The 23,092-nt window shown below is 61.1% G+C and carries 24 protein-coding genes, 1 tRNA gene and 2 pseudogenes; 17 read left to right on the top strand and 10 right to left on the bottom strand.

The genetic code is table 11. From position 1 onward, the window contains the following. Window positions 1-10 precede the first annotated feature (10 nt). The 6 genes and pseudogenes from GEV39_RS16040 to GEV39_RS16015 form a co-directional block, all read left to right on the top strand. A complete protein-coding gene (locus GEV39_RS16040) occupies window positions 11-2,188 on the top strand; it encodes a hypothetical protein (protein WP_173890362.1) in 2,178 nt (725 codons plus the stop codon). Further along, the gene (locus GEV39_RS16035) at window positions 2,188-2,958 is read left to right on the top strand and encodes a hypothetical protein (RefSeq protein WP_173890360.1); all 771 of its coding nucleotides are present in this window, start codon (window positions 2,188-2,190) and stop codon (window positions 2,956-2,958) included. Before GEV39_RS16040 ends, GEV39_RS16035 begins: the two co-directional genes overlap by 1 nt. A 48-nt stretch (window positions 2,959-3,006) precedes the next feature. Then, complete coding sequence (locus GEV39_RS16030) at window positions 3,007-3,438, top strand: lysozyme (protein WP_054912382.1); 432 nt, start codon at window positions 3,007-3,009, stop codon at window positions 3,436-3,438. Further along, window positions 3,435-3,950 (top strand): DUF2514 family protein, encoded by a 516-nt coding sequence (locus GEV39_RS16025; RefSeq protein WP_173890358.1) that lies wholly within the window; start codon window positions 3,435-3,437, stop codon window positions 3,948-3,950. Before GEV39_RS16030 ends, GEV39_RS16025 begins: the two co-directional genes overlap by 4 nt. A 67-nt stretch (window positions 3,951-4,017) precedes the next feature. Beyond that, complete coding sequence (locus GEV39_RS16020) at window positions 4,018-4,377, top strand: LexA family protein (protein ID WP_173890356.1); 360 nt, start codon at window positions 4,018-4,020, stop codon at window positions 4,375-4,377. Between the two features lie 334 nt (window positions 4,378-4,711). Continuing rightward, window positions 4,712-5,824: pseudogene (locus GEV39_RS16015) on the top strand (tyrosine-type recombinase/integrase); the annotation flags it as partial. Window positions 5,825-6,570: 746 nt separating this feature from the next. Here the strand turns inward: GEV39_RS16015 and GEV39_RS26570 are convergent. The 3 genes and pseudogenes from GEV39_RS26570 to GEV39_RS15995 form a co-directional block, all read right to left on the bottom strand. Continuing rightward, a pseudogene (locus GEV39_RS26570) lies at window positions 6,571-6,673 on the bottom strand (IS5/IS1182 family transposase); the annotation flags it as partial. Between the two features lie 92 nt (window positions 6,674-6,765). Beyond that, window positions 6,766-7,131: a hypothetical protein gene (locus GEV39_RS16000; RefSeq protein WP_173890354.1), complete on the bottom strand. Its 366-nt coding sequence runs from the start codon at window positions 7,129-7,131 to the stop codon at window positions 6,766-6,768. After that, on the bottom strand, window positions 7,128-7,958 hold the full coding sequence (locus tag GEV39_RS15995; RefSeq protein ID WP_457254493.1) for a hypothetical protein: 831 nt from the start codon (window positions 7,956-7,958) through the stop codon (window positions 7,128-7,130). Before GEV39_RS15995 ends, GEV39_RS16000 begins: the two co-directional genes overlap by 4 nt. A gap of 505 nt (window positions 7,959-8,463) precedes the next feature. Here GEV39_RS15995 and GEV39_RS15990 point away from each other — a divergent pair. Beyond that, window positions 8,464-8,652: a DUF1737 domain-containing protein gene (locus GEV39_RS15990; protein ID WP_173890352.1), complete on the top strand. Its 189-nt coding sequence runs from the start codon at window positions 8,464-8,466 to the stop codon at window positions 8,650-8,652. A gap of 24 nt (window positions 8,653-8,676) precedes the next feature. Here GEV39_RS15990 and GEV39_RS15985 read toward each other — a convergent pair whose 3' ends face one another. From GEV39_RS15985 to GEV39_RS15955, 7 genes are all read right to left on the bottom strand, one after another. Continuing rightward, window positions 8,677-8,985 (bottom strand): chorismate mutase, encoded by a 309-nt coding sequence (locus GEV39_RS15985; RefSeq protein WP_173890351.1) that lies wholly within the window; start codon window positions 8,983-8,985, stop codon window positions 8,677-8,679. Between the two features lie 185 nt (window positions 8,986-9,170). Then, on the bottom strand, window positions 9,171-9,869 hold the full coding sequence (locus GEV39_RS15980; protein ID WP_009686312.1) for an anti-sigma factor: 699 nt from the start codon (window positions 9,867-9,869) through the stop codon (window positions 9,171-9,173). Next, window positions 9,866-10,414 (bottom strand): sigma-70 family RNA polymerase sigma factor, encoded by a 549-nt coding sequence (locus GEV39_RS15975; RefSeq protein WP_249414281.1) that lies wholly within the window; start codon window positions 10,412-10,414, stop codon window positions 9,866-9,868. The genes GEV39_RS15980 and GEV39_RS15975 overlap by 4 nt, the downstream gene beginning before the upstream one ends. A gap of 103 nt (window positions 10,415-10,517) precedes the next feature. Then, window positions 10,518-11,045: a DUF3455 domain-containing protein gene (locus GEV39_RS15970; RefSeq protein ID WP_009686314.1), complete on the bottom strand. Its 528-nt coding sequence runs from the start codon at window positions 11,043-11,045 to the stop codon at window positions 10,518-10,520. 331 nt (window positions 11,046-11,376) lie between these two features. Next, a complete protein-coding gene (locus GEV39_RS15965; RefSeq protein ID WP_173890347.1) occupies window positions 11,377-12,897 on the bottom strand; it encodes an NCS1 family nucleobase:cation symporter-1 in 1,521 nt (506 codons plus the stop codon). Window positions 12,898-13,174: 277 nt separating this feature from the next. After that, window positions 13,175-13,879: an SDR family oxidoreductase gene (locus GEV39_RS15960; RefSeq protein WP_173890345.1), complete on the bottom strand. Its 705-nt coding sequence runs from the start codon at window positions 13,877-13,879 to the stop codon at window positions 13,175-13,177. A 100-nt stretch (window positions 13,880-13,979) separates the two neighbouring features. After that, window positions 13,980-14,171, bottom strand: a complete 192-nt coding sequence (locus tag GEV39_RS15955; RefSeq protein WP_173890343.1) for a hypothetical protein — start codon at window positions 14,169-14,171, stop codon at window positions 13,980-13,982. A gap of 45 nt (window positions 14,172-14,216) precedes the next feature. Between GEV39_RS15955 and GEV39_RS15950 the strand changes: the two genes are divergently transcribed. The 10 genes from GEV39_RS15950 (at window position 14,217) to GEV39_RS15905 (ending at window position 23,084) form a co-directional block, all read left to right on the top strand. Then, the gene (locus GEV39_RS15950) at window positions 14,217-15,563 is read left to right on the top strand and encodes a glutamine synthetase family protein (protein WP_173890341.1); all 1,347 of its coding nucleotides are present in this window, start codon (window positions 14,217-14,219) and stop codon (window positions 15,561-15,563) included. A 67-nt stretch (window positions 15,564-15,630) separates the two neighbouring features. Further along, window positions 15,631-16,425 carry a gamma-glutamyl-gamma-aminobutyrate hydrolase family protein gene (locus GEV39_RS15945; protein WP_173890339.1) on the top strand — a complete coding sequence of 265 codons (795 nt, stop codon included), beginning with the start codon at window positions 15,631-15,633 and terminating at the stop codon, window positions 16,423-16,425. A 13-nt stretch (window positions 16,426-16,438) separates the two neighbouring features. Then, window positions 16,439-17,797 carry an aspartate aminotransferase family protein gene (locus GEV39_RS15940; RefSeq protein WP_173890338.1) on the top strand — a complete coding sequence of 453 codons (1,359 nt, stop codon included), beginning with the start codon at window positions 16,439-16,441 and terminating at the stop codon, window positions 17,795-17,797. Window positions 17,798-17,941: 144 nt separating this feature from the next. Further along, complete coding sequence (locus GEV39_RS15935) at window positions 17,942-18,496, top strand: helix-turn-helix domain-containing protein (RefSeq protein ID WP_173890336.1); 555 nt, start codon at window positions 17,942-17,944, stop codon at window positions 18,494-18,496. 83 nt (window positions 18,497-18,579) lie between these two features. Beyond that, the gene (locus tag GEV39_RS15930; protein ID WP_173890334.1) at window positions 18,580-19,089 is read left to right on the top strand and encodes a ProQ/FinO family protein; all 510 of its coding nucleotides are present in this window, start codon (window positions 18,580-18,582) and stop codon (window positions 19,087-19,089) included. Between the two features lie 120 nt (window positions 19,090-19,209). After that, window positions 19,210-19,641: a GNAT family N-acetyltransferase gene (locus GEV39_RS15925; protein ID WP_173890332.1), complete on the top strand. Its 432-nt coding sequence runs from the start codon at window positions 19,210-19,212 to the stop codon at window positions 19,639-19,641. Window positions 19,642-19,880: 239 nt separating this feature from the next. Beyond that, window positions 19,881-20,519, top strand: coding sequence for a response regulator transcription factor GacA (gene gacA, locus GEV39_RS15920; protein WP_003251380.1), 639 nt, complete (start codon window positions 19,881-19,883; stop codon window positions 20,517-20,519). 5 nt (window positions 20,520-20,524) lie between these two features. Further along, window positions 20,525-22,351 carry an excinuclease ABC subunit UvrC gene (gene uvrC, locus GEV39_RS15915; protein WP_173890330.1) on the top strand — a complete coding sequence of 609 codons (1,827 nt, stop codon included), beginning with the start codon at window positions 20,525-20,527 and terminating at the stop codon, window positions 22,349-22,351. Between the two features lie 32 nt (window positions 22,352-22,383). Beyond that, the gene (gene pgsA / locus GEV39_RS15910) at window positions 22,384-22,944 is read left to right on the top strand and encodes a CDP-diacylglycerol--glycerol-3-phosphate 3-phosphatidyltransferase (protein WP_029885978.1); all 561 of its coding nucleotides are present in this window, start codon (window positions 22,384-22,386) and stop codon (window positions 22,942-22,944) included. Window positions 22,945-23,008: 64 nt separating this feature from the next. After that, window positions 23,009-23,084, top strand: a tRNA-Gly gene (locus GEV39_RS15905). The last annotated feature ends 8 nt before the right edge of the window (window positions 23,085-23,092 follow it).

Here is a 23,092-nt window from a genome sequence, read left to right as displayed (position 1 = left end):
CGGAGAAAACATGGCTAACAACACCAACAACCCACTCGGCTCAAGCGACCCGCGGGACTTGTTCGATAATGCGACGAATTTTGACGAGGGGATGAACAGCACGGCGGACTCGTTCCTTGACCGGTTCGGCAGGCCTCGGGTCACCTGGCAAAAATTCCATAACCTGACTATCGCCGCGGAAAACGAGATCGGAGCTACGGTCACGGATGCCCAGGAAAGGGTGAATACGGCCGCAGACTCTGCCATCGAGGACATGGAGCAGACCGCCGCCGACCTGGGAAGCGACATTGGCAACAAAGGGTTCGACACTTATGCCGAAATGCTCGCCTATGTGCCGATCTATGACGGCCAGCTGGCCTGGGTTCAGTCGGACGCCGACCTGACGAAGAACGGCTTCTACCAATGGAGCGCTGACACCTCTTCCTGGCGTAAACCGTCTCCTCAGCCAGCACTGAGCACAGACATCACGCCGCGCAAGCGGCCCCTTGGGCCTGTGACCGGTCAAGCACCCCTGATCTGGAGCATCGGCAACATGCTGGTATCGCTACCCGTGCAAAAGAAACGCCCGCTTGGTCCAGATCTTCGCCAGGGCCCTTTCCTGACCATGGGTGATTCGGTTCTCCAGCCGGTTGAAGCCCGCAAGCGCCCGCTGACCGAGGCTTACCAGCAAGCGACTCTGTTCCTTTCCGGTGAGTCGGTGATGATGCAATCTGGCGATGCCAGTCCGCCTACCCCGACAGTTAGCTACGATTCGAAGCTGATTCAGGAGCAGAACGACAAGCCATCAAGCAAGCGTCAGGCGGCTATTGCTGATGGGCAGGTCTGGGCCTATGACCCGCTTGGTGCCACCCAGTTGACCCAGGTAGGCACATGGCTGGCCGCCCATGCAGTGGCGTTCGATATGGTCAGGGCGCTCAAGTCCAGCGGTTCGAGCGCGCAACCGCACACGATCACTAAGGATGGGCACATCTACCGTGACGGTAACGTGCTTTTTCACAAGCTGGTCACAGGTCAGAGCCTTGCACTTGCCGCAAGAGGCATAGTTCTCGATGCCAACGGCGAGTACATCATTGAAGGAAGGCGCGGCAATCTGTTCTCGCCATTCACGCCCGCGGGGTATTCCGAATACCTGTTCACTCTTCCCGGCGGACCAAGGCCAACCTCATGGGTAGGCGCCACCGCTCTCGAGCCGGTTAGAGAATACGTTTCTGGAGTTCTGGGTGAAAGCCCGGCTACCTCCTACATGCTCGCCCTGCGCCGCTGGCATGAGAGAACCAGTTCGATAAGCCCGCGTCTGCTCTACAGCATTTCCGCGGTTGGTGGCGTGCCGTATGCAAGCCTGAAAAAGGGCACTACCACCTACAGCAACGCGCTTGCCCACGTGACTGCGGCAAAGAACATCGCAGAAGCAAACGGCTGGGATTACCAGGTGCCAAGTCTGTCGATTGTCCATGGCGAAAGCCAGAAGGACACAACTCAGGCCCAGTACGTGGCAATCCTGGCTGAATGGATCAGTGACTACCGGGCCGACGTGGTGGCAATAACTGGGCAGGCCATTGCGCCAGTTGCTTTCATTTCGCAAATGCTGACCGGTGAAAGCGGCACGATACCTGCCATCCCGCTGGCACAGATGCAGGCCCACAACGAAAACCCAAGCATTGTCATGGTTGGGCCCAAGTACGCTTATGGCTACTTCGACCAGTACCACATGACTGCCGACGGCTACATCAAGATGGGCGAGCTTGAAGCGCGCGCCGAACGCCTCACACAGGTCAGCGGCAAGTGGCAGCCCCTCAAAGTTGTTTCGGCAGTTCGCTCAGGTTCCACCCTGACGCTAAAGCTGAATAACCTGCCCAACGGCAATGCAGCCACACCGGGCCCAATCGGCAGGGTGGTAGTTGATGCGGTGAGTATCGTTGACCCTGGTAATGCCGGCTTCGAGCTATCCGCCGGATCTATTACCTCTGTAGTGGCTGGGGCTGACGGTGCGTCCATCGTTATTACGGCAACCGCAGAAATCGCAGCAGGAACCACCCTGACCTACGCGCTGCAACCAGGCCTCAACTCACCTCAATCTGGCGCAGGCCGGCGCGGCTGCGTGCGCGATTCCGATATGCGCGACTTCTCCCGATATGACAACAAGCCGTTGTTCAACTGGCTGTGTGCCTTCTCAATGGAGCTTCAATAATGCCTCTCTACGCCCTCCGCACCCCAGGTTCAGCATCGGTACCAGGTGCACCGAAGATCGACTATTCCCAGGCTGAGGATGAGGTGGTGAACATCCCGAGCATCAAGTTCTGGCCATGCCTGGCGCCATATGGAGCCAAAAGCGGGGTCGTTCTTGATCGCGTCGAGCAGTTCGCCATCCCGAGTTACGGCTCGTCCAACGCTCTGGCAAACTTCGTCACCATGGTCAACGGCAAGACGGGATACAAGGTCACAGCTATCGCCCAGGCGCTGGGCATGAACCCGTTTGTGAACTCCGGTTCCTTCACCATCGGCTGTGTGTGCGCTGACCAACTTGCATTCGGCAGCCTCACTTCTGGCGCTGCTTCCGATGCGTCGGCACCGTGGGGGGTCTATTCCAACCTCGCCGGATCGGGCGCAATCGTCGCCAACTTCGGCACCTTAGCTCTCTCAGAGGCCACGTCTGGCGCGTGGGCGAAGAAGCTGAGCGCTACCAAGCTGACGGCTGTGGTGCTCATCTTCGATCGAAACCTTGGGCGCATCAGCATCCGCTATGACGGTGTCGAGATGTGGAACTACACGAACGACCTCGTGAAAACTATAGGCCTGAAGCCTGAGCTGAACATGGGTGCGCTGCGGGTTGCAGGCCAGTCATCGGATGCCACCCGCCCTATGGTGAGCAACGCATTCACAGCCTTCGGTTCGGCTCTCGCCGGAACAGAGCTGGCGTCTCTCGAAAAAATGCTCATCGAGGCCGCAGCAGCGGCTTGATCAAATAAAGCCCGCCCAGCGCGGGCTTTTTTCGCCTGGAGAAAACCCATGCGCACATCGCAACGTGGCTTGAGCCTCATCAAGTCATTCGAGGGTCTGCGCCTGCAGGCCTATCAGGATTCTGTCGGCGTCTGGACCATCGGCTATGGCACCACCCGGGGCGTGAAACCGGGGATGACGATCACCAAGGAACAGGCCGAACGCATGCTGCTGAACGACGTGCAGCGCTTCGAGCCAGAAGTGCAGCGCCTGGTCACTGCACCGCTGAACCAAAACCAGTGGGATGCCCTGATGAGCTTCACCTACAACCTGGGCGCGGCCAATCTTGAATCGTCCACGCTCCGCCGTCTGCTCAATGCAGGTAATTACGCAGCTGCTGCCGAGCAGTTCCCGCGCTGGAACAAGGCAGGCGGGCAGGTGCTGGCCGGGCTGGTCCGCCGGCGGGCCGCTGAGCGGGATCTGTTCCTGGAGGCGTCTTGAACTGGCTCGTCACGGTGCCGGCCTGGTGCTGGTGGCTGATCGCGCTGGTGTTGGTCGCTGGCGGCCAGCAGTACCGCGTGGTGGTCGCCCAGGGCGATACGGCCCAGGCCCGAACCGAACTGTCCGATTACCGCCTGCAGGTAGCTGAGCGCGACCGGCGCGCTGCGGCCCAGGCCCGACAGGAAGAACAACGCCGCCAAGCTGTGGCGGACAAGGAGGGCGAAAGTGCACGACAACAACTGGAATTGGCCCAGGGCCGCGCCGCTGCTGCTGAGTCTGCTGCTGGTGGGCTGCGGGGTGAAATCGATCGACTGCGCGCCGGCCGAGCAGCCACCTGCGGTGCCATCGCTACCCAGCAGCGCCAGGCAGGAGCCTCTGCCGTCGTGGTGCTCGGGGGATTGCTTGAAGAAGCTGACCGAATGGCGGGTGACCTCGCAGCAGCGCTTGAGCGAAGCCGAATAGCTGGGCTGGCTTGCGAGGTAGTGATCGACGGCATGAAGGCGAGTCGCTGACCGGCTGTTGCCTGAGTGGGTAGGCCCATAAGATACTGTATCTATATCCAGTTATCGGCCAGCCACCATGCCTTCAACCATACCCTCAGAAACTGACCACCTGCAGGTCTCCATCGACGATCTTCTCCAGCTGCGCGCGCCAAACGTCTACCTGGTCAAGGTGGAAGGCGATAGCATGCAGGGCGGCGGCATCTACACCGGTGACCTGCTGGTGGTCGACCGCCTGGCTGAGCCAAAGTCAGGCAGCATCATCATCGCCGCGCTGAACGGGGAGGCCACCTGCAAGCGGATGGTGATCCGTGACCGCCAGGTGGTGCTGGTGCCGGACAATCCTAAGTTCCCGTCCAGGTACATCTTTGAGGGTGACCACTTCGAGGTTTGGGGCGTTGTGACCCACAGCATTCGGGATCATGACCGACGCCTGTGAGAAGCACCGGCAATGCCAGACCGGAGTGCCACAAATTCCTGACTAAAAAATGACCACTCAACGGGTCATCCTGCCTTACTTGCTGAATTTTTGCTTTAGCAAATCTTCACGCGCCATCAAAGCCCAGTAATTACTGGGCCATCCCGTTTAATCGACCCGATCCATCATGGGGGCAACGCTGAAGCGGCGTGACGGCTCAGGGCGCGTGGTTTGTGGCTTTGAGGCTGATTCTAGGGGCATTCTGGTCTACGCATTTTTGTGCCGTTTTTGGGCGTTTTTGGGGTGACAGTGGAGCGATGTACCACCGCCAATCACGCTTGTACCACCGAAAATCATGGCAACGATCAGAGCAAGGAAAAAGGCCGATGGGACGGTCAGCTACACCGTCCAGATCCGCCTCAAGAAAAAGGGTGTCATAGTTTACCAAGAAGCCCAGACATTCGCCCGTAAGCAGGCCGCTCAGGCCTGGGCGAAGCGACGAGAGACCGAATTGGCGGTTTCTGGCGCGATTGAGCGGGCCAGCCGCAAGGGGCACACGCTCAAAGAAATGATCGAGCGCTACCTGGTAGAAGCCGAGAAAGCCCGGCTGCTGGGGGAGACGAAGCAGCGAACGCTGAATGCCATCAAGAACAGCTACTTGGTCGAGAAGGCTGATTCCGACCTCAGCCAGCAGGTGCTGTTGGATTACGCGCTGTGGCGGATGAGTCCTGAAGGAGGAAGCATTAAACCGCAGACGGCCGGTAATGACCTGGCGCACCTGGGGTCGGTGCTGTCCCTGGCTAGGGCGGCGTGGGGGTATGAAATTGACGCGCAAGCAATGCCAGATGCGCGCCTCGTGCTGAAGAAATTCGGTTACAACCTGAAGAGCAGAGAGCGGGATCGGCGTCCTACGCTGGATGAGATCGATAAGGTGATGGAGCACTTCTTCGAGATGTTGCAGCGGCGTCCGAGCGTCATCCGCATGCCCAAGGTAGTAGCTTCGCGATTTTTTCGACCCGCCGGATGGACGAGATCACACGCATACGGTGGGAAGATTTGGATGAGCACCGGCAGGCAGTGAAGGTCCCGGACATGAAAAAACCCGGCCAGAAGATCGGCAACGATGTCTGGTGTTACGTGCCGGATGAGGCGTGGATCATCGTGCAGAGCATGCCCCGAGAGTGTCTCGAGATATTCCCGTACAACACGGATTTCAATCGGCACAGCCTGGTCGAAGGCATGCAAGATGAAAGGGATAGAGGATCTTCACTTTCATGACTTGCGGCACGAAGGGGTGAGTCGGCTGTTTGAAATGGACTGGGACATACCGAGGGTCTCAAGCGTATCTGGTCACCGTGATTGGAACTCGCTGCGGCGTTATACCCATTTGCGTGGGCAAGGGGATGGGTATAAAGGTTGGAAGTGGCTGGATCAGATCATTCAGGCACCGGTTAAAATCGGCGCCCGAGTGGGTACGCGGGTGGGTAACGGTGCTACCTCTGTTCAGCGCTTACTCGTGATAGGCATCGGCTTTGGGTCGATTGCCGTCAGTCGCGAACGGCTGCTTTCGACCCATTGCAGACACTCACGGAAAGGAGTACTGCAAACCGAGGCCTCCGATCGCCACTCCTGCTGGCTCTGGCTTGACAGCACTCTTCAAATTCACTGCAATGAAATGCGTTTACGGGACGAACCAAGGAACCAGCCATGGGCAAGACGCCATCCTGTTCCCGGGGGACAGCCTCCGTGCCTCGGTTTTCATTCCGGTGGGCTTGTTTCTGGTCTGCTTTACATTTTGGTTAGTTGAAGACCGCTTGGACCGCTTGGGCTTTGTAGTTCACGCCAACCGCGCCCGAGGCAATGTCAGCGCTGTGAACGCGGGCGGCAGTCATCCACAAATCGACTTTAGGGACGCCACTGGCAGAGTGATCAGCTCACCCGAAACTGGGTTGATGTTCGGCTACGCCATTGGCGACCGGGTTAACATGTTGTACCGCCCTGAAGCGCCCGCTACGACCGCACTCATCGATGACCGAGGCGCGCTGTGGGGCGCGAGCCTGCTGGCCGGTCTGTTCGCTTGCGTATTCGCGTTGGGAGGTAGCCGCTACCACTTGGCCGCATGGATTTACCGACGCCGGATGGCGCAACCAGTTAAAATGGTTTGCGACCACCGCCGGCCTTTGGGTAGTGCGCCTCAATCAATGCCACGAATCAGCTCCACTGCAGCATCTGCTCCATCTCGGCCATGAAACGCTCGCGAAGGGTTTGCTTGCGCTTACCGGCGTTACTCGAAATCGGAAAGGCTCATCTGACTCATGAGACGGAGGGCTTGTATAGGGCAGTGGACGGAGGGCTATTTCAGCACAGGTCAGACGGCCTGTGCTGACTTGATTGGAGAATCCCTAAGTTTCAACGATATACATAGTGGAAAATGGTTAGAGCAATGAGCAGTACCATTTGGATGGCTAACATGCTCACCAATAATCGTCTCATGTTGGGCGGAAAACGTTTGACTTCATTCAAGTCAATCAAGCCTCTGCGCAAAAAGATTGACGGTATCGCCAGCACCAAAGAGATCGACCCCGTGCGCATGACTTTGCCAAGTAAGCCTGCATGCTGGAATATTTTTTTATTGCCGGCCACGTACGTACAGTTCGAGAGTAACGACTCAAAGTGCTCAGTGTATTTATGTGCGATGTAACACAGCACGATCATAGACAGAACTATGGGCGCAAGGATCAACAGCGCAATCAATCCAGGGTCAATTGCATTCACTCCGATACCTCACGATATAAAAAATCACTCACCATCTCACCTCCCCAGCTCCCGATGTCTCCGAGGATTTTACCGCCAACTGCACCGCCTATCACAGCACAAACCAGCGCTCCAGGGCCGCCTGTAGTAGCCCCCAGAACGACTACACAAGCACCAGTTCCTGCCATACCTCCCGCATACCCACCGAGGCTGCCACCTCCCAGGCCGCCTAGCAACGCCGAGCTTTCAACGTATTTGGCGCGGCGGCACTGGTCCTCCCGGCCCATTGTGCAGGCTTGATGAATCGACAAGCCTGTGGCAGCCACATCCAGCGCAGTACCGATATACGTGCCTTTCTTGACCAAATTCGACGCTTTGGCAACACCAGACACCTTGTCGGCATAGCCGGCGATCTCGCCTGAGTGGAGGTAGCTGCGGGTCGAGATGCCCAATGCCTGCTTGACCTTTCCTTGGTTACGTAACCCTGAACCGTACGCGATGAAGTTACCCAGCTGCTTTTCGAGCTTCATGAACAAAGCGGTGCGCTTGGCATAAAACGCGTCGCGGGCACTCAAGGTGCCAGAGCCGAGGTAATCGCGATGAAATTTCTCGATCTCCTCAAGTGTGTCCTTGATATTTTGCAGATGCCTGCTCCAGCCGTCACCGACTGCACCAACTCCCATTGAAGCGTTGGCAAGAACGCTTTGCAGCAAGTCGAAGTGCTCCAGGAAAAAATCATCCGCGTCCACCCCACTAGTAAGCAAGCCAGCGTGCACCTGAGCAGCCTTGGCCATGCGAAAAGCTTCGTGGCTGGTGCAAGAGAGTGTATCGGGGTCGCCGACGATCACCAGCTCCCCGCCCATAACCACACTGTTAGCAATGTGCGCATTCAGAACATCGAATTTCCTTGGGCATGCCCCGATACCGGTGTGCTGGCTTTCAAAGACTGGTTCGAGGCGGTTTTACCCAGGCGGTTGGTACAAAGTACCAACCGACATACGACATGTACCAATCTTGGAAAAGGGTCGATGGCAGCACCCGCTACCTCGTCCAGTTCCGCACTGATCGCGACAAGGCGACAGTCTACCAAGAGAGCCGGGTGTTCGCCTGCAAACACGTCGCGAGGGCCTGGGCAAAGCGACGGTACGCCGAGTTGAAAGAGGCGAGGGTTATCGGGGGGCTGCCCCGGTAGCGCGCCTCGACCAGGAAGGCTGAAACGCTGGCGCGATCCACCGGTAGCCAAGCCCTGTTGGCGCGCATACAGTAGAGCACCGATGATCGATGCAACTGTTACCGAATGTCCAACAGGATCATCAGCCACAACGCGCGCCGCGTGAGCCAAGGAAGAAAGCGATGAGCCCACCACCCAATGATCTGCCCATTTACCGCGTGCTGACCGGCCCCGACAACGCCGCCTTCTGCCGGCGGGTCAGCGAGGCCTTGGAAATGGGGTGCCAGTTACATGGCTCACCTGCAGTCACCTTCAATGGCAGCGATGTGATCGTGGCGCAGGCCGTGCTCTGGCCTCGAACCGGTGACTGATCATCGGCCGCCTTGCATGCCTCTTCAATCCCCCGAAGGTGCAGTGGCCAGCTTCGCGTGGGTGGTCAGTTCTTCATTGATGAAGGCCGCGATCATCGTCCGGTAAACCTGCTCCACCACCTCCGCTGAAGCGCCGGTTTGCTCCGCCATTTCGCGAACCTTCGTTATCACCTGCTCGACCCGCGCAGGCGCCCGAACGTCATCGGTCGTCTTTTTGAAGGCGGCCGCTTGCGCCACGAGTCGGCCACGTTGGGCGAGAAGCGAAACCAGGCTGCGGTCGATTGCATCAATCCCGTGGCGGACTTCTTCCAGTGAGGTGCAACGTACTTCCATTGGCGCGACTTCCTTTTCATGAGACTGCGGTTGATTGGGGGCATCAATTGCGCTTACCCGGGCCGGCCAGCTCTGCCGGCTACGGCAATCGAGCAAGGGCCACCATTTAACTCGCTACGGCCCATGATTCCCAGGCTTTCTGTGGCGTACCGTTTCTGTCTCTCGCCGGCCGGCACGCAAAGGGGTCAAATCACTTTCACCGCCCGGCCTATGAACTTGACCGGCCCCGTTGGTAGGCCGGTAGGCGAGCCGCCGGCTTTCTCCAGTGTCAGCTCGAACAACTGGTCGGCTTCCAGCGGTGGCAGGCTCTGCAAGGGGACCCTGTAGGGTTCGCCGGGTTTCACCAGGCCCAGGGATACTGGCGCCCCCCACTGCGGACCCTTGGTCCAGAACTGCAAGGCCATGCCTTCAGGGAGCGCATCCTTGCCGAGCGGGAGAAGCTCGATGGTGCGGCTGTCGCTGGTCTGCACCACCCAACCCGGGGCCTGGCTGCTCGGTGCCACCAGCACCACCACGAATTGCGTCGCGGGTGGGGGCGTTGTCAGCAAGGTGAACGCCAGCACTACACTGGCCGCCAACCCGGCGGCCGTCAGTGCTTGCCACAGGCCCAGGCGTTGCCACCACTTGGCTCGCCGCTCGCTTGCCGGGGGCTCCAGCTCGTTCAGGCTGCGCTGAATACGGCCCCACAGGCGCAGGCTCGGTGGCTGCGGCGCGGCCAGCGCGGCCAGTTCCAGCAGGCGCGACTCCCAGGCATCCACTGCGGCGCGCAGGGCTGAGTCGGTACGCAGGCGCTCAGCCACTGCCGTGTGTTGCTCCGGCGGCAAGGTGCCCAATACGAACTCGCCGGCGAGGGTGTCCAGCGCTTCGTCAGTCTCCGGCTTCATTCCAGGCACTCCCGCAGTGCTTTCAGGCTGCGCTTGATCCAAGCCTTGACGGTGCCAAGGGGGGCGCCCAGCAGAGTGGCGATTTCGGCGTGGCTGCAGCCGTCCACATAAGCATGCAGGATGCAGTGCTGCGGGCCGGGCTGCAATTGTTCCAGGCAACGGTAAATCTTTGCCGAGCCTGACCACAGGGCCAGGTCATCCAGCCTGCCCGGCAAGGTGGGCACGGCAGCCATGTCGGCATCGTCCAAGACAGTTTCACGCCGAGTATCGCGTATCGAATTCAATGCCAGATGGCGTGTGATGCTGTAGATCCAGCCGCGGGCCGAGCCGCGCGCGGGGTCGTAGCTGGCAGCGCCAGTCCAGATGCGAATGAACGCATCGTGGACGATGTCTTCGGCCGTGGCGTTGTCACGCGCGATACGCCGGGCTACGCCCAGCAGGCGTGGCCCTTCGTGGTCGTACAGCGCTTGCAGGGCTCGCCGGTCACCCTGTGCGCAGGCCTCCAGGCACTGGTGGAAGTCGAATGGGGTGACAGGCGAATTCAAGGTGTACGGCTTCCTTGTGTCTGGCGAGGTACCCCGGCCATCCAGCCGGGGGCTTGCCATCGAGCTTAGATCATCCGCTGCTGGATGTTGGCGCCGGCGCGCGTTACCTGGCTGTCCAGAACACATAGTCGGCCTGGTACTGGACGACCTGCCTGGCCCCCTTGTTCTGGGCCGTGCAGTCGCTGGTAGGGGCCACGCCGCCGCGGGTGGCCAGGCGCTGGATGTAGCTGACGCCTTGCATGGCGCCTTTACCTTCGGCCGGGTTGGCCTTGACCAGTTGATAAGGAATGGCGCCTTTGTCTGCCGGGGCCAGCGCCAACTGGTTGCCGGTGACTTTCGAGCCATCCTTCGCTTGCCAGGTGGCGGGAGGACCAAAGTAGTCGCCCACTTGTTTGCCGCTACGGTCATTGAGCACGGCCTTGGGCCCAACGAAGGTCCATTCGGTCTGGCCGGCCGCATCGGCTTTGTCGCGGCACTCATAGGTGATCTCGCCGACCCCGACGGTCTCCAGCATAACGCGATGCCCCTCGGGCACCTGGACGGCAGTGGGCACGGCGGTTTGCGCGTGGGCGGTCTGCAGCGCCAGGGCAAGGCTGCAGGCGAGCAGGCAAGCGGAGTAGGTATGGCTCATGGGTAATGCTCCTGACAGGTCATTTGGCTGGGCGGTCATGGTCCACCCATCAGCAATACCCACCACGGGGCCTATTGGATGCACGGGGACAAAAAAATAGTTGCCTGCAAATGGCCGGCCGGCAGCGGGCAACCAAAGCTTGGGAGTAGGGTGGTGTCGTTTGGCGCGGTTACGCGGGTGGCCCTGCGGGTCAGGCGGGTCGTGGGGCATGCGCGCCGGGAAGGTGCCAGGGGGCCGCGCAGTGGAGGTGCAGACCTCTTTACACGCATGCATCCGTGCGGGCTAAGGGCCAGCATCACTGGCCCTCATCAGTCGGCTGATCGTGCCCCGGTCAGTGATGCGCGCTATCCACCGCAATGCTCTCGCCGCTCACCGCGAGGTAGCTGGCGTTGCGGTTGGCGAGGGCGTAGTGGATCAGCCCACCCAGGCCGGCGCCGAAGAACCAGGAGAACTGCGACAAGGTGTCGAAGGCTGGCACCAGCGCCAGCACGATGGCGATCAGTGCCGCCGGCACGAATGCCGCGACGGCACGCAGGTTGACCCCGCCGCTGTAGTGGTAGGCCGCCTGCCTGCTTTCGCTGTAGAGCTGCGGCAGGTTCACCCGGCTGCGGCGTACCAGGTAGTAGTCGGTGACGATGATGCCGTACAGCGGGCCGAGCAGGGCGCCCAGGCCACCGAGGAAGTACACGATCACTGAGGGGCTGTTGTAGAGGTGCCAGGGCAGGATCACGACCGCAATGGCAGCACTGAGCAAGCCTGCGCGGCGGAAGTTCAGCAGGTTGGGTGCCAGGTTGGTCAGCACGTAGGCCGGGGCGACGAAGTTGGCCATGATGTTCACTGCCACGGTCACGATCAGGAAAGCCAGGCAAGCCAATACCAGGCCGGCGGTGTTGGGGATGGCCGCAACGATTTCGGTCGGGCTCTGCACCAGCTTGCCATCGATGCTGAACTGCGCACCGGCCAGTACCACTGCAATCAGGGCAAAACCAAGCATGTTCACCGGCAGGCCCCAGAAGTTGCCTACGCTGATGGTGCGCCGGTCCGGGCAATTGCGGGTGAAGTCACAGAAGTTGAGGATCATGGTGCCGTACAGCGAGACCCACAGCGCAGCCGCGCCGAGCACCTTCAGCCACATGGCCGAACCGGTAGGGGCGTTGCCGCTGGACCAGGCGATCGACAAGCCGCTGCGCCAGTACATCCAGCCGGCCAGGCTGGCGAAGGCGACCAGAATGATCGGCCCGGCCAACGACTCGAAGCGGCGCACCATTTCCATGCCGTAGGCGAAAATTGCCACCTGCACGCACCAGATGCCGAGGAAGGTGACCCAGCCCAGGCTCGACAGCCCGAGGATGCTGTTCTGGTCGTAGGCCTTGAGGTCTGGGGCGATGGCGGTGAGCAGTACACGCAGCACCACCGAAGCCAGGTAGGTCTGGATGCCGAACCAGGCAATGGCGATCACCGCGCGGATCAGTGCCGGAACCTGGGCGCCATGGATGCCGAAGCTGATCCGGCACATGACCGGGTAGGGCAGGCCGGTTTTCTGACCCATGTAGCCGGACAGGTTCATCAGGCCGTAGATCACCAAGGCACCGAGGGCGAAGGCGGCCAGAATCTGCGCCCCGCTCATGCCCAGGGCGAACAGCCCGATGGCGAACGAGTAGTTGGCCATGTTGTGCACGTCATTGGTCCACAGCGCGAACAGGCTGTAGCGACCCCAGGTGCGCTTGGCGGCACGGGTCGGGGCCAGGTCGGCACTGTACAGGCGCGGGCTCAATGTGACCTGGCCGGCGTCGGCCGTGGCGGTGGGGCATGCATCAAGCTGGCTAACATCGGAACGCGAAATCGACGCCATCGGAACTCCATGATGGTTGTGTACTTTTGTTTTTGGATTTGTATACAAACAAGATTCGTACCAATCGATCAGGCGCAGGTAGTTGCAAGGGGTTCGTGGTGGATCGCCAATGCCTGCCTAGCGGGCGAGTACATGAGTTGGGAATTTTGTGCACATTTCAGGTGCGCAGTTGTTACCCCGTGCGCCAGCGCGAAGCGCTTGCCTGGTTGCCGCCCCAGTGTGGGAGTTGGTTATTCGACCACCAGCAAGTGAGCAAGCGCTTGTCTCGTCAGCGGTCTCAGACGCTACGCGTCAGGCCGCCATCGACCTTGATGTTCTGCCCGGTTATGTAAGCAGCACCCTCGCCGGCAAGAAACGCGATGGTGGCGGCAATTTCTTCGCGGGTGCCGTAACGTTTGAGCGGTACGCTGTCGCGGCGTTGCTCGGTGGCCGGCAAGCTGTCTATCCAGCCCGGCAGCACGTTGTTGATGCGCACGTTATCGGCGGCGTAGGTGTCGGCGAAGATCTTGCTGAAGGCCGCCAGCCCCGAGCGGAACACCGCAGAAGTGGGGAACAAGTCGCTCGGCTCGAAGGCCCAGGCGGTAGAAATGTTGATGATCACGCCACCCTTTTGCCGCTGCATGTGGGGCGTCACCAGGCGTGTCGGGCGAATGACATTGAGCAGGTAAGTGTCCATGCCTTTGTGCCAGTCCTCGTCGCTGATCTCCAGGATAGGCGCACGTGGGCCGTGCCCTGCGCTATTGACCAGCACATCGATGCGGCCCCATTTGCCGACCACAGCGTCTACCAGGCGCTGCAGGTCTTCAACGGATTGGTTGCTACCAGTGACGCCGATGCCGCCAAGCTCGGCCGCCAGGGCCTCGCCCTTGCCCGATGAAGAAAGAATGCCCACGTTAAAACCATCCGCGGCCAGGCGCCGGGCAGCGGCCGCACCCATGCCGCTGCCACCGGCCGTGATAATTGCAACTTTGTCTACTGTCATACTGCCTCCCAGGTTGGCGTTCATTGATTCCGTAAGTGCTTCCACCATAGCAGCGCTCTCGCGTGGCAAGGGAGACAGTCAAGCTTCTAAGAACCAGTAGTTAAGCTACTGGCTTGTTGCGCTTGACAGGAGCCAAGTCGCGCAGGCGCAGCCCGGCGGCACGCAGATAATCTTGACGCGTGAAATTTTTAATGTATTTTTTCATGAAAAATGTATTCGGAAATTTCACGAGCGCCCAGGCTATTGAAGGCGTGCCAGAGGTTGAAGCCCTTGCAAACGCGGCGGCATTCAAGGGCGGGTCTTCACTTGAGTTGGTTCACCTCACAAGGACAAGAACATGAGTGCCCCCTCTGCGGATTTGCTGCTTGAAGTGCGTGCGTTTCGAGCGCAGCACCCGGCCATACGTTATGTCGACTTGATTGCGCTGGACATTCCCGGGCATTTCTACGGCAAGCGCTACCCCATCGACATGCTGGAAAAGGTTGCAGCTGGTGCACCGCTGAAGCTGCCGCAGAACTGCGTGCTGCTGGGTACCCAGGGCGGTCTTTACCCGATAGGTGACTACTGCTTTGCCGACGGTGACCCGGATGCCGTACGGCGGCTGGTGCCAGGTACGCTGAAGCCGGTGCGCTGGGAAAAAGAACCAAGCGCCCAGATGCTGATCACTTCCGACGGCACCGCCAAACCGATCGAGTTCGAGCCACGGGAAGTGCTGGCCCGCGTGCTGCAGCGCCTGGCCAGGCGAGGCATACGCCCGGTGGTGGCGTTCGAACTGGAGTTCTACCTGTTTGATCGCGCGCTGGACAACGGCTTGCCCCGTTACCCGCGTGACCCTGCCACCGGCGACCCAGACGACCAGCCGAACATGCACATCGAGCGCCTCTCGCGCTTTTCCTCGGTGCTGCATGAAATGGTCGACGGCGCCAATGAGCAAGGCGTGCCGGCGAACGTGATCACTGCCGAACTGGGCCCAGGCCAGTTCGAGATCAACTTCTCGCACAGCGACGATGCCCTTGCCGCGGCAGACTGGTCGGCACTGTTCTGCCGCAGTACCCGGGGCATTGCGCTGAAGCACGGTTACCGTGCCAGCTTCATGAGCAAGCCTTACCTGGATGCGCCGGGCAGCGGCATGCACGTGCATGTCAGCCTATACGACAACGCCGGCGACAACCTGCTTGCCGCTGCCGAACAGCGCAAGCTGCGCCATGCGGTGGCGGGGTGCCTTGAGCTGCTGCCGCACTGTATGCCGATTTTTGCCCCCAACCACAACGCCTACCGCCGTTACGGTGCCATGGTCAACGCTGCGAGCAAGGCCAGCTGGGGGTTCGAGGACCGTGATGCGTGCATTCGCATCCCCGAGTCCGACACGCGCAACCTGCGCATCGAGCACCGCCTGGCAGGCGCAGATGCCAACCCTTACCTGGTGCTGGCGGCCATTCTCACCGGTATGGAGTACGGCCTGGAGCGGGGCGTCGAGCCCATCGCCCCGCTGAACGACGACCGCCAGAGCGGCATCGACTTCCCCAAGGATCCGCTCAGCGGCCTGGCCGCGATGCGTCATCACCCGGTGCTGGAGCAAGGCCTGGGCAGCGAGTTCGTGATGGTCTATTGCGAAAACAAGTACCAGGAGCAACTGGACTTCATGCGTCACATCGATGCCCGCGAGTATCGCTGGTTCCTGTAGCGCCTGCAGTTCGCCCCCATCCCTTGCCAACCTAAACCACGCGCAATACCCATTGCCGGAGGACGCTATGCCACGTGTGCCCGTGATCGGCATCACCGCTTGCACCACCATGAGCGGGCAGCATGCCACCCAGACCATTGCCGAGAAGTATGCACGTGCGGCAGCCAAGGCTGCGTGCGGCCTGCCCATCGTGATACCCAGCCTGGGCGAGCTGCTCGACAGCGCCGACATCCTTGAGGTGGTGGACGGGCTGATCTTTACCGGTTCGCCGTCCAATATCGAGCCGTTTCACTACCACGGCGCGGCCAGTGCCGAGGGCACCCAACACGACCGGCTGCGAGACGCCACCACATTACCGCTGATGCGCGCGGCGATCGCTGCCGGCGTGCCGGTGCTGGGCATCTGCCGTGGTTTTCAGGAAATGAACGTGGCACTGGGCGGCACCCTGCATCAGAACGTGCATGAGGCTGGCGCATTCAAGGACCACCGCGAAGGCGCGGGCGAGCCAATTGCCAAGCAATACGGCCCGCGCCACACCATGCATGTGCAACCAGGCGGTTTGCTCGAACGCCTGGGCTTGCCGGCAGTGTTCGAGGTCAACTCCATCCACGGCCAGGGCATCGATGTGCTGGCGCCGGGGTTGAGGGTGGAGGCATTGGCGCCCGACGGCCTGGTGGAGGCGATCTCGCTGGACAACGGCCAGGGCTTCAGCCTGGCCGTGCAATGGCACCCCGAGTACCAGGTCATGGACAACCCGCAGTACCTGACCCTGTTCCAGGCGTTCGGCGCGGCTTGCCGCCAGCGCTGGCTGCTGCGCCAGAACCGCAAGCAACCCACCGCGCAGCGCGCCTGCGCGACCTGATGGAGTGAAGACGATGAGTGCACAGAATTCGCAGAGCCAGGCTTGGCAAGCGCTTAGCCGCGACCACCACCTGGCGCCGTTCAGCGATGCTAAACAGTTGGCCGAGAAAGGCCCGCGCATCATCACCCAGGCCAAGGGCGTATACCTGTGGGATAGCGAGGGCAACAAGATCCTTGATGCCATGGCTGGCCTGTGGTGCGTGGCGGTCGGCTATGGCCGCGATGAGCTGGCGGAGGTCGCCAGCCAGCAAATGAAGCAGCTGCCGTACTACAACCTGTTCTTCCAGACCGCGCACCCACCGGCGCTGGAGCTGGCCAAGGCGATCGCCGACCTGGCCCCGCCAGGCATGAACCATGTGTTCTTCACCGGCTCCGGTTCCGAAGGCAATGACACCGTGCTGCGCATGGTGCGCCATTACTGGGCGCTGAAAGGCCAGCCCGACAAGAAGGTGATCATCGGCCGCATCAACGGCTACCACGGCTCTACCGTGGCAGGCGCTGCCCTGGGGGGCATGAGCGGCATGCACCAGCAGGGCGGGGTGATCCCGGATATCGTGCATATCCCGCAGCCGTACTGGTTCGGCGAGGGCGGCGACATGACCGAGGCCGACTTCGGTGTGTGGGCCGCCGGGCAGCTGGAGCGCAAGATTCTGGAGGTGGGCGAAAACAACGTCGCAGCCTTCATCGCCGAGCCGATCCAGGGTGCCGGGGGCGTGATCATTGCGCCGGACACTTATTGGCCGAAGGTCAAGCAGATCCTTGCCAAGTACGACATCCTGTTCGTGGCCGATGAAGTGATCTGCGGCTTTGGCCGTACCGGGCAGTGGTTCGGTACTGACTACTATGACCTCGAGCCCGACCTGATGACCATCGCCAAGGGCTTGACTTCGGGCTACATCCCGATGGGCGGCGTGATCGTGCGTGACGAGGTGGCGCGGGTCGTCAGCGAAGGTGGCGACTTCAACCACGGCTTTACCTATTCCGGCCACCCAGTGGCCGCGGCGGTGGCGCTTGAGAACCTGCGCATCCTGCGCGACGAGCAGATCATCACGCAGGTTCAGGAACAGACTGCGCCATACCTGCAGCAACGCCTGCGTGAGCTGGCCGACCACCCGTTGGTCGGTGAGGTGCGTGGCCTGGGCATGCTGGGCGCGATCGAGCTGGTCAAAGACAAGGCCAGCCGCACCCGCTACCCAGGCAATGGCGTAGGCATGATCTGCCGCCAGCAATGCTTCGACAACGGCCTGATCATGCGCGCGGTGGGCGACACGATGATCATCGCGCCGCCTTTGGTGATCAGCCTTGCCGAGATCGACGAGCTGGTAGCAAAGGCGCGCAAATGCCTCGACCTCACGTATGAGGCTGTTCGCTGAGCGGCAGGTAGCCTCAGCGGGGCTGCAAAGCGGCCCCGGTTCGCCTGGCGGGCACGCAGCAAGGCGTGGAAGCATTTTGCTTTGCAGGTTGAATCCTGTACTTTTCAGGGCATTGTTTTTCCGTCCGAACGTCGCGATTCAACTATGAAAGTGCACGAAGAAATCGAAGGTCTGGCAGTACTGATTCGCGACCTGCGCAAGTTCAAGGGCCTGACCTTGGGCGAGTTGGCCCAGCGTATTGGCCGCTCGGTGGGGTTCCTGTCCCAGGTCGAGCGCGGTGTTTCGCGCCCGACCGTCGCCGACTTGACGGCCATCAGCGAAGAGCTCGGTGTGTCGACTGCCTACTTCTACAAGCTGGCCAAGCCCCGCGAGCTCGACTGGGTCACCCGCCCGCACGAGCGCCGCACCTTGCACCTGGCCGGTGGCATCACCGATGTGCTGGCATCCCCCAGCATCAGTGGCGCATTCTCCATGCTCGACAGCCACCTTGAACCTGGGGCGAGCAGTGGCGAGGAGTACCTGAACGACAGCTCGGAGCAGGGGTGTTTCGTGCTCGAAGGCGAATTGACCGTGTGGCTCGACGGCGGTGAGCCCGTTACCCTGCGCGCCAATGACAGTTTCCAGCTGCAGCCACATGCCAGCTTTCGTTATGCCAACCTGACCGGCAAACCAACGCGGGTGCTGTGGGTGTTCAGCTGATGGAAAGATGACCTGCAAACACTGGGGTGGCTGCATGGGTTATCCTTGCAGCCCGCAATCAACCACAAGCAGTGAATTGAACGATGGGTTTTGAACAACTAGCAGAGCTACGCGACCGCCTGCGGGCGGAGAAACAGCAGGTAAAGGCCGAAAGCGCGAAACAGCCAAAGCGCAAGCCGTCCCCGCAGGCGAAGCCGCGCGAACACGATCCGGCGGTCGCTGCGATCTGGCCTTTGCAGAAGCATTTTCCCCTGGCCTTCCCGGTCAACCCGGCCCCCAAGGTGCCGCTCAAGGAAGGCATCTTCAAGGATGCCGAGCAACACCTGGAGCTGCTCGGGCTTACCCGTGAACAGCTGAAGCTGGGTATTTCCACTTGGTGTCGCGGCGCCCGGTACTGGGCCAGCATGGTCGAAAATGCACCGCGCCTGGACCTCAGCGGCCAAGCCGCGGGTACTGTGACTGCTGCACAGGCACTGCATGCCAAGCAGCAGGCTGCGCGGCACCGCAGCCAGGAACGCCGTAACCGGGCGAAGGCCAAGGCACAGGCTGCAGCCCCTGCCGCCGAGCCTGCTGCCGAGCAGCCTGAGGCCTGACCCAGCAGCCCCTCGCCAACCTGGCGAACCTACTGATCGCCTCCGTGCATCGGTGCCTGGGACTGCCCTGCTGGCCAGCCCCGGGCACAACGTCAACCGCGACCGCGAGCGTTGATTGACATGTGCCTGCAACTGATTCCTGCCACCACCAGCCACTGCACCTTCGCCCGCGACCTGACTCGCCGCGCCATGCTGCCTTATTACGGCCAATACGGTCTGCTATGGCTGGAAGACGCCTTCGACCAGGCCTGGGACTGGCGCGAACAGTGGCTGGTGGCAGATGGCACCGCGGTGCTGGGTTACTGCAGCCTCAGCCAGGACCGCCAGGCCCTGTTCATCCGCGAGTTGCATTTGCTCCCCGAGCACCGCGGGCGCGGTGTTGGCAGTTGGGTGCTGGAGCAGTTGGCACTGTGGGCCAGGCAGCGGCAGTTGCCGCTGCTCAGGCTGATGGTGTTTCGCAGCAATCCGGCACGCCGCCTTTACCAGCGCCATGGGTTTATCGAGATGGGCGAAGACGATTGCTTCGTGCGTATGCAGCGCGCTATCGAGTGATCGTCAGGCGCTGGCGTGTCCAGCGCGAACGGCGTAGGCATCAAGGATCCATATCGATGATCAGCTGGCGCGTTGCCCACCTGTTGGCGCGCTTGACGGGTCATGTTAAACCCCGGTAAACAGTATGGATTCTCACAGCTGAGTGTCGGACGTTTCTGACGGAAGTAATGCGTTAGGCCCACTGTGAAAAATTTTGTTAAGGTGGCGGGATCCAATCGCCCTGCTGATGAGGTGTGTGCTTGATTAGGGTCTTAGTCGTCGATGATCACGATCTGGTACGAACCGGTATTACGCGCATGTTGGCCGACATTGACGGCCTGCAGGTGGTGGGTGAGGGGGACTCGGGCGAGTCGGCGCTCAAGCTGGCCCGTGAGCTGAAGCCAGACGTGGTGCTGATGGACGTGAAAATGCCCGGCATCGGTGGCCTGGAAGCCACTCGCAAACTGTTGCGCAGCCACCCGGACATCAAAGTGGTTGCAGTCACCGTGTGCGAGGAAGACCCGTTCCCCACGCGCTTGCTGCAGGCCGGCGCTGCCGGTTACCTGACCAAGGGCGCAGGGCTCGATGAAATGGTCCAGGCCATCCGCCTGGCGTTTGCCGGCCAGCGCTACATCAGCCCGCAGATCGCCCAGCAGCTGGCGCTCAAGCCGTTCCAGCCACAAGGCTCGCCGTTCGACGCCTTGTCCGAGCGGGAAATCCAGATCGCCCTGATGATCGTCGGTTGTCAGAAAGTGCAGATCATCTCCGACAAGTTGTGCCTCTCGCCCAAGACCGTCAATACTTACCGTTATCGGATCTTTGAAAAACTCTCGGTCACCAGCGACGTCGAATTGACCTTGCTGGCCGTTCGCCACGGTATGGTTGACGCAAGCCTGTAAACCTCATGTCCCACGTTTTTTTTGATGCCAGCGCATTCCTGGCGACCTGCAGTGGTCGCCCCGGCGTTTATCGGATGTTCGACGTCGACGCCCGCCTGCTTTATGTGGGCAAGGCCAAGAACCTGAAAAAGCGCCTGGCCAGCTATTTCCGCAAGACCGGCCTGGCCCCCAAGACCGCCGCGCTGGTTGCGCGCATTGCCCAGGTCGAGACCACCATCACCGCCAACGAAACCGAGGCGTTGCTGCTGGAGCAGAACCTGATCAAGGAATGGCGGCCGCCTTACAACATCCTGCTGCGCGACGATAAGTCGTACCCCTACGTGTTCTTGTCTGACGGGGAGTTTCCCCGCCTGGGTATTCATCGGGGCGCGAAAAAGGCCAAGGGCCGTTACTTCGGCCCATACCCCAGCGCCGGCGCCATACGCGAAAGCCTCAGCCTGTTGCAAAAGGCCTTTTCCGTGCGCCAGTGCGAAGACAGCTATTACGCCAACCGCACCCGGCCCTGCCTGCAGTACCAGATCAAGCGCTGCAAAGGGCCGTGCACCGACTTGGTAAGCGCCCAGGAGTATGCCGAGGACGTGCGCCATTCGGTGATGTTTCTGGAAGGGCGCAGCCAGCAGTTGGGCAATGAATTGAATGCCGAAATGGAGAAAGCCGCCATGGCCCTCGATTTCGAAAAGGCCGCCGAACTGCGCGACCAGATCAGCCTGCTGCGCCGCGTGCAGGACCAGCAGTACATCGAAGGTGGCACAGGTGATGTCGATGTCATCGCTGCCTTCGTCAACCCGGGTGGCGCCTGCGTGCACCTGATCAGCGTGCGCGGTGGGCGGGTACTGGGCAGCAAGAACTTCTTCCCGCAGGTGGGCATCGAGGAGGACCTGGCCGAGGTCATGGCCGCCTTTCTTTCCCAGTACTACCTGGGCAATGCAGAGCGCGAACTGCCAGGCGAGTTGATCGTCAACGTTGTGCACGAAGACTTCACCGCCATTACCGAGGCCCTGCACACGTTGCGTGGGCGCGAGCTGACCATCAGCCACCGGGTAAGGGGCACCCGGGCCCGCTGGCAGCAACTGGCCGTGACCAACGCCGAGCAGGCGCTCAATGCTCGGCTGGCCAACCGTCAGCACATGGCGGCCCGCTTCGAGGCCCTGGCCGAGGTCCTGGGCCTGGACGAAGTGCCGCAGCGCCTGGAGTGCTACGACATCAGTCACTCCAGTGGCGAAGCCACCGTAGCCAGCTGCGTGGTGTTCGGCCCCGAGGGGCCGATCAAGTCCGACTACCGCCGCTTCAATATCGAAGGCGTCACCGCTGGCGACGATTACGCCGCCATGCACCAGGCCCTGACCCGCCGCTATGGGCGCATCAAGGACGGCGAGGGCAAACTGCCCGACGTGCTGCTGGTGGACGGTGGCAAAGGCCAGCTGAACATGGCCCGCGATGTGATGCAGGAGCTGGGTTTCAGCGAACTGACCCTGCTGGGTGTCGCCAAGGGCGTCACGCGCAAGGCCGGTTTCGAAACCCTGTACCTGAACGACGTGCACCACGAATTCACCCTCAAGGGCGATTCTGCGGCCTTGCACCTGATCCAGCAGATCCGTGACGAAGCCCACCGCTTTGCCATCACCGGCCATCGCGCCCGGCGTGGCAAGGCGCGGCGGGTGTCCAGCTTGGAAGATGTTGCCGGGGTAGGGCCAAAGCGCCGCCGCGACCTGCTGAAACATTTCGGCGGCCTGCAGGAGCTCAACCGCGCCAGTATCGATGAAATTGCCAAAGCGCCCGGCATCAGCAAAAAGCTTGCCGAATCAATTTATGCCAGCCTGCATAGCGAGTAGAATGCCGGCTCAACTTGCGGCCAGTCGTACCGATGAATATTCCAAACTTGCTCACCGTTCTACGCGTCCTGCTCATCCCGTGCTTCATTCTGCTGTTCTACATGCCGTACCAGTGGAGTTACATGGCCGCCAGCAGCGTGTTCGCGGTTGCCGCTGCCACCGACTGGCTGGACGGCTACCTGGCGCGTCGCCTGCAGCAAAGCACGCCCTTCGGTGCCTTCCTCGACCCGGTGGCCGACAAGCTGATGGTGGCGGTGGCCCTGGTGCTGCTGGTACAGACCCACGCCAATTTCTGGCTTACCCTGCCGGCGGCGGTGATCATAGGCCGTGAAATCGTGGTTTCGGCACTGCGCGAGTGGATGGCCGAGCTGGGCGCGCGGGCACACGTGGCCGTGTCCAACCTGGGCAAGTGGAAAACCGCAGCGCAGATGCTGGCGCTGGTGATCCTGCTGGGCAACCCGCCAGCGGTGACCTTCTGGGTGATTCTCGGCTATGCATTGCTGTTGGTGGCGGCGGGGCTCACGCTGTGGTCGATGGCGCACTATCTGCTGGCGGCCTGGCCGCACCTGCGCGAAGGTTCGGAGCAGAAGTAAAAGTTTTTTTGAATCAAGGGGTTGACGCGGTTTTTGAAACCGCTAGAATGGCACCCATCACGACGCGGGAATAGCTCAGTTGGTAGAGCACGACCTTGCCAAGGTCGGGGTCGCGAGTTCGAGTCTCGTTTCCCGCTCCAAATATCGA

It is taken from the genome of Pseudomonas sp. NY5710 (assembly GCF_013305665.1).
GTDB lineage: Bacteria > Pseudomonadota > Gammaproteobacteria > Pseudomonadales > Pseudomonadaceae > Aquipseudomonas > Aquipseudomonas juntendi.
The sequence above is the reverse complement of the archived record's forward strand: the minus strand, read 5'-3'. Positions and strand labels throughout refer to the sequence as shown.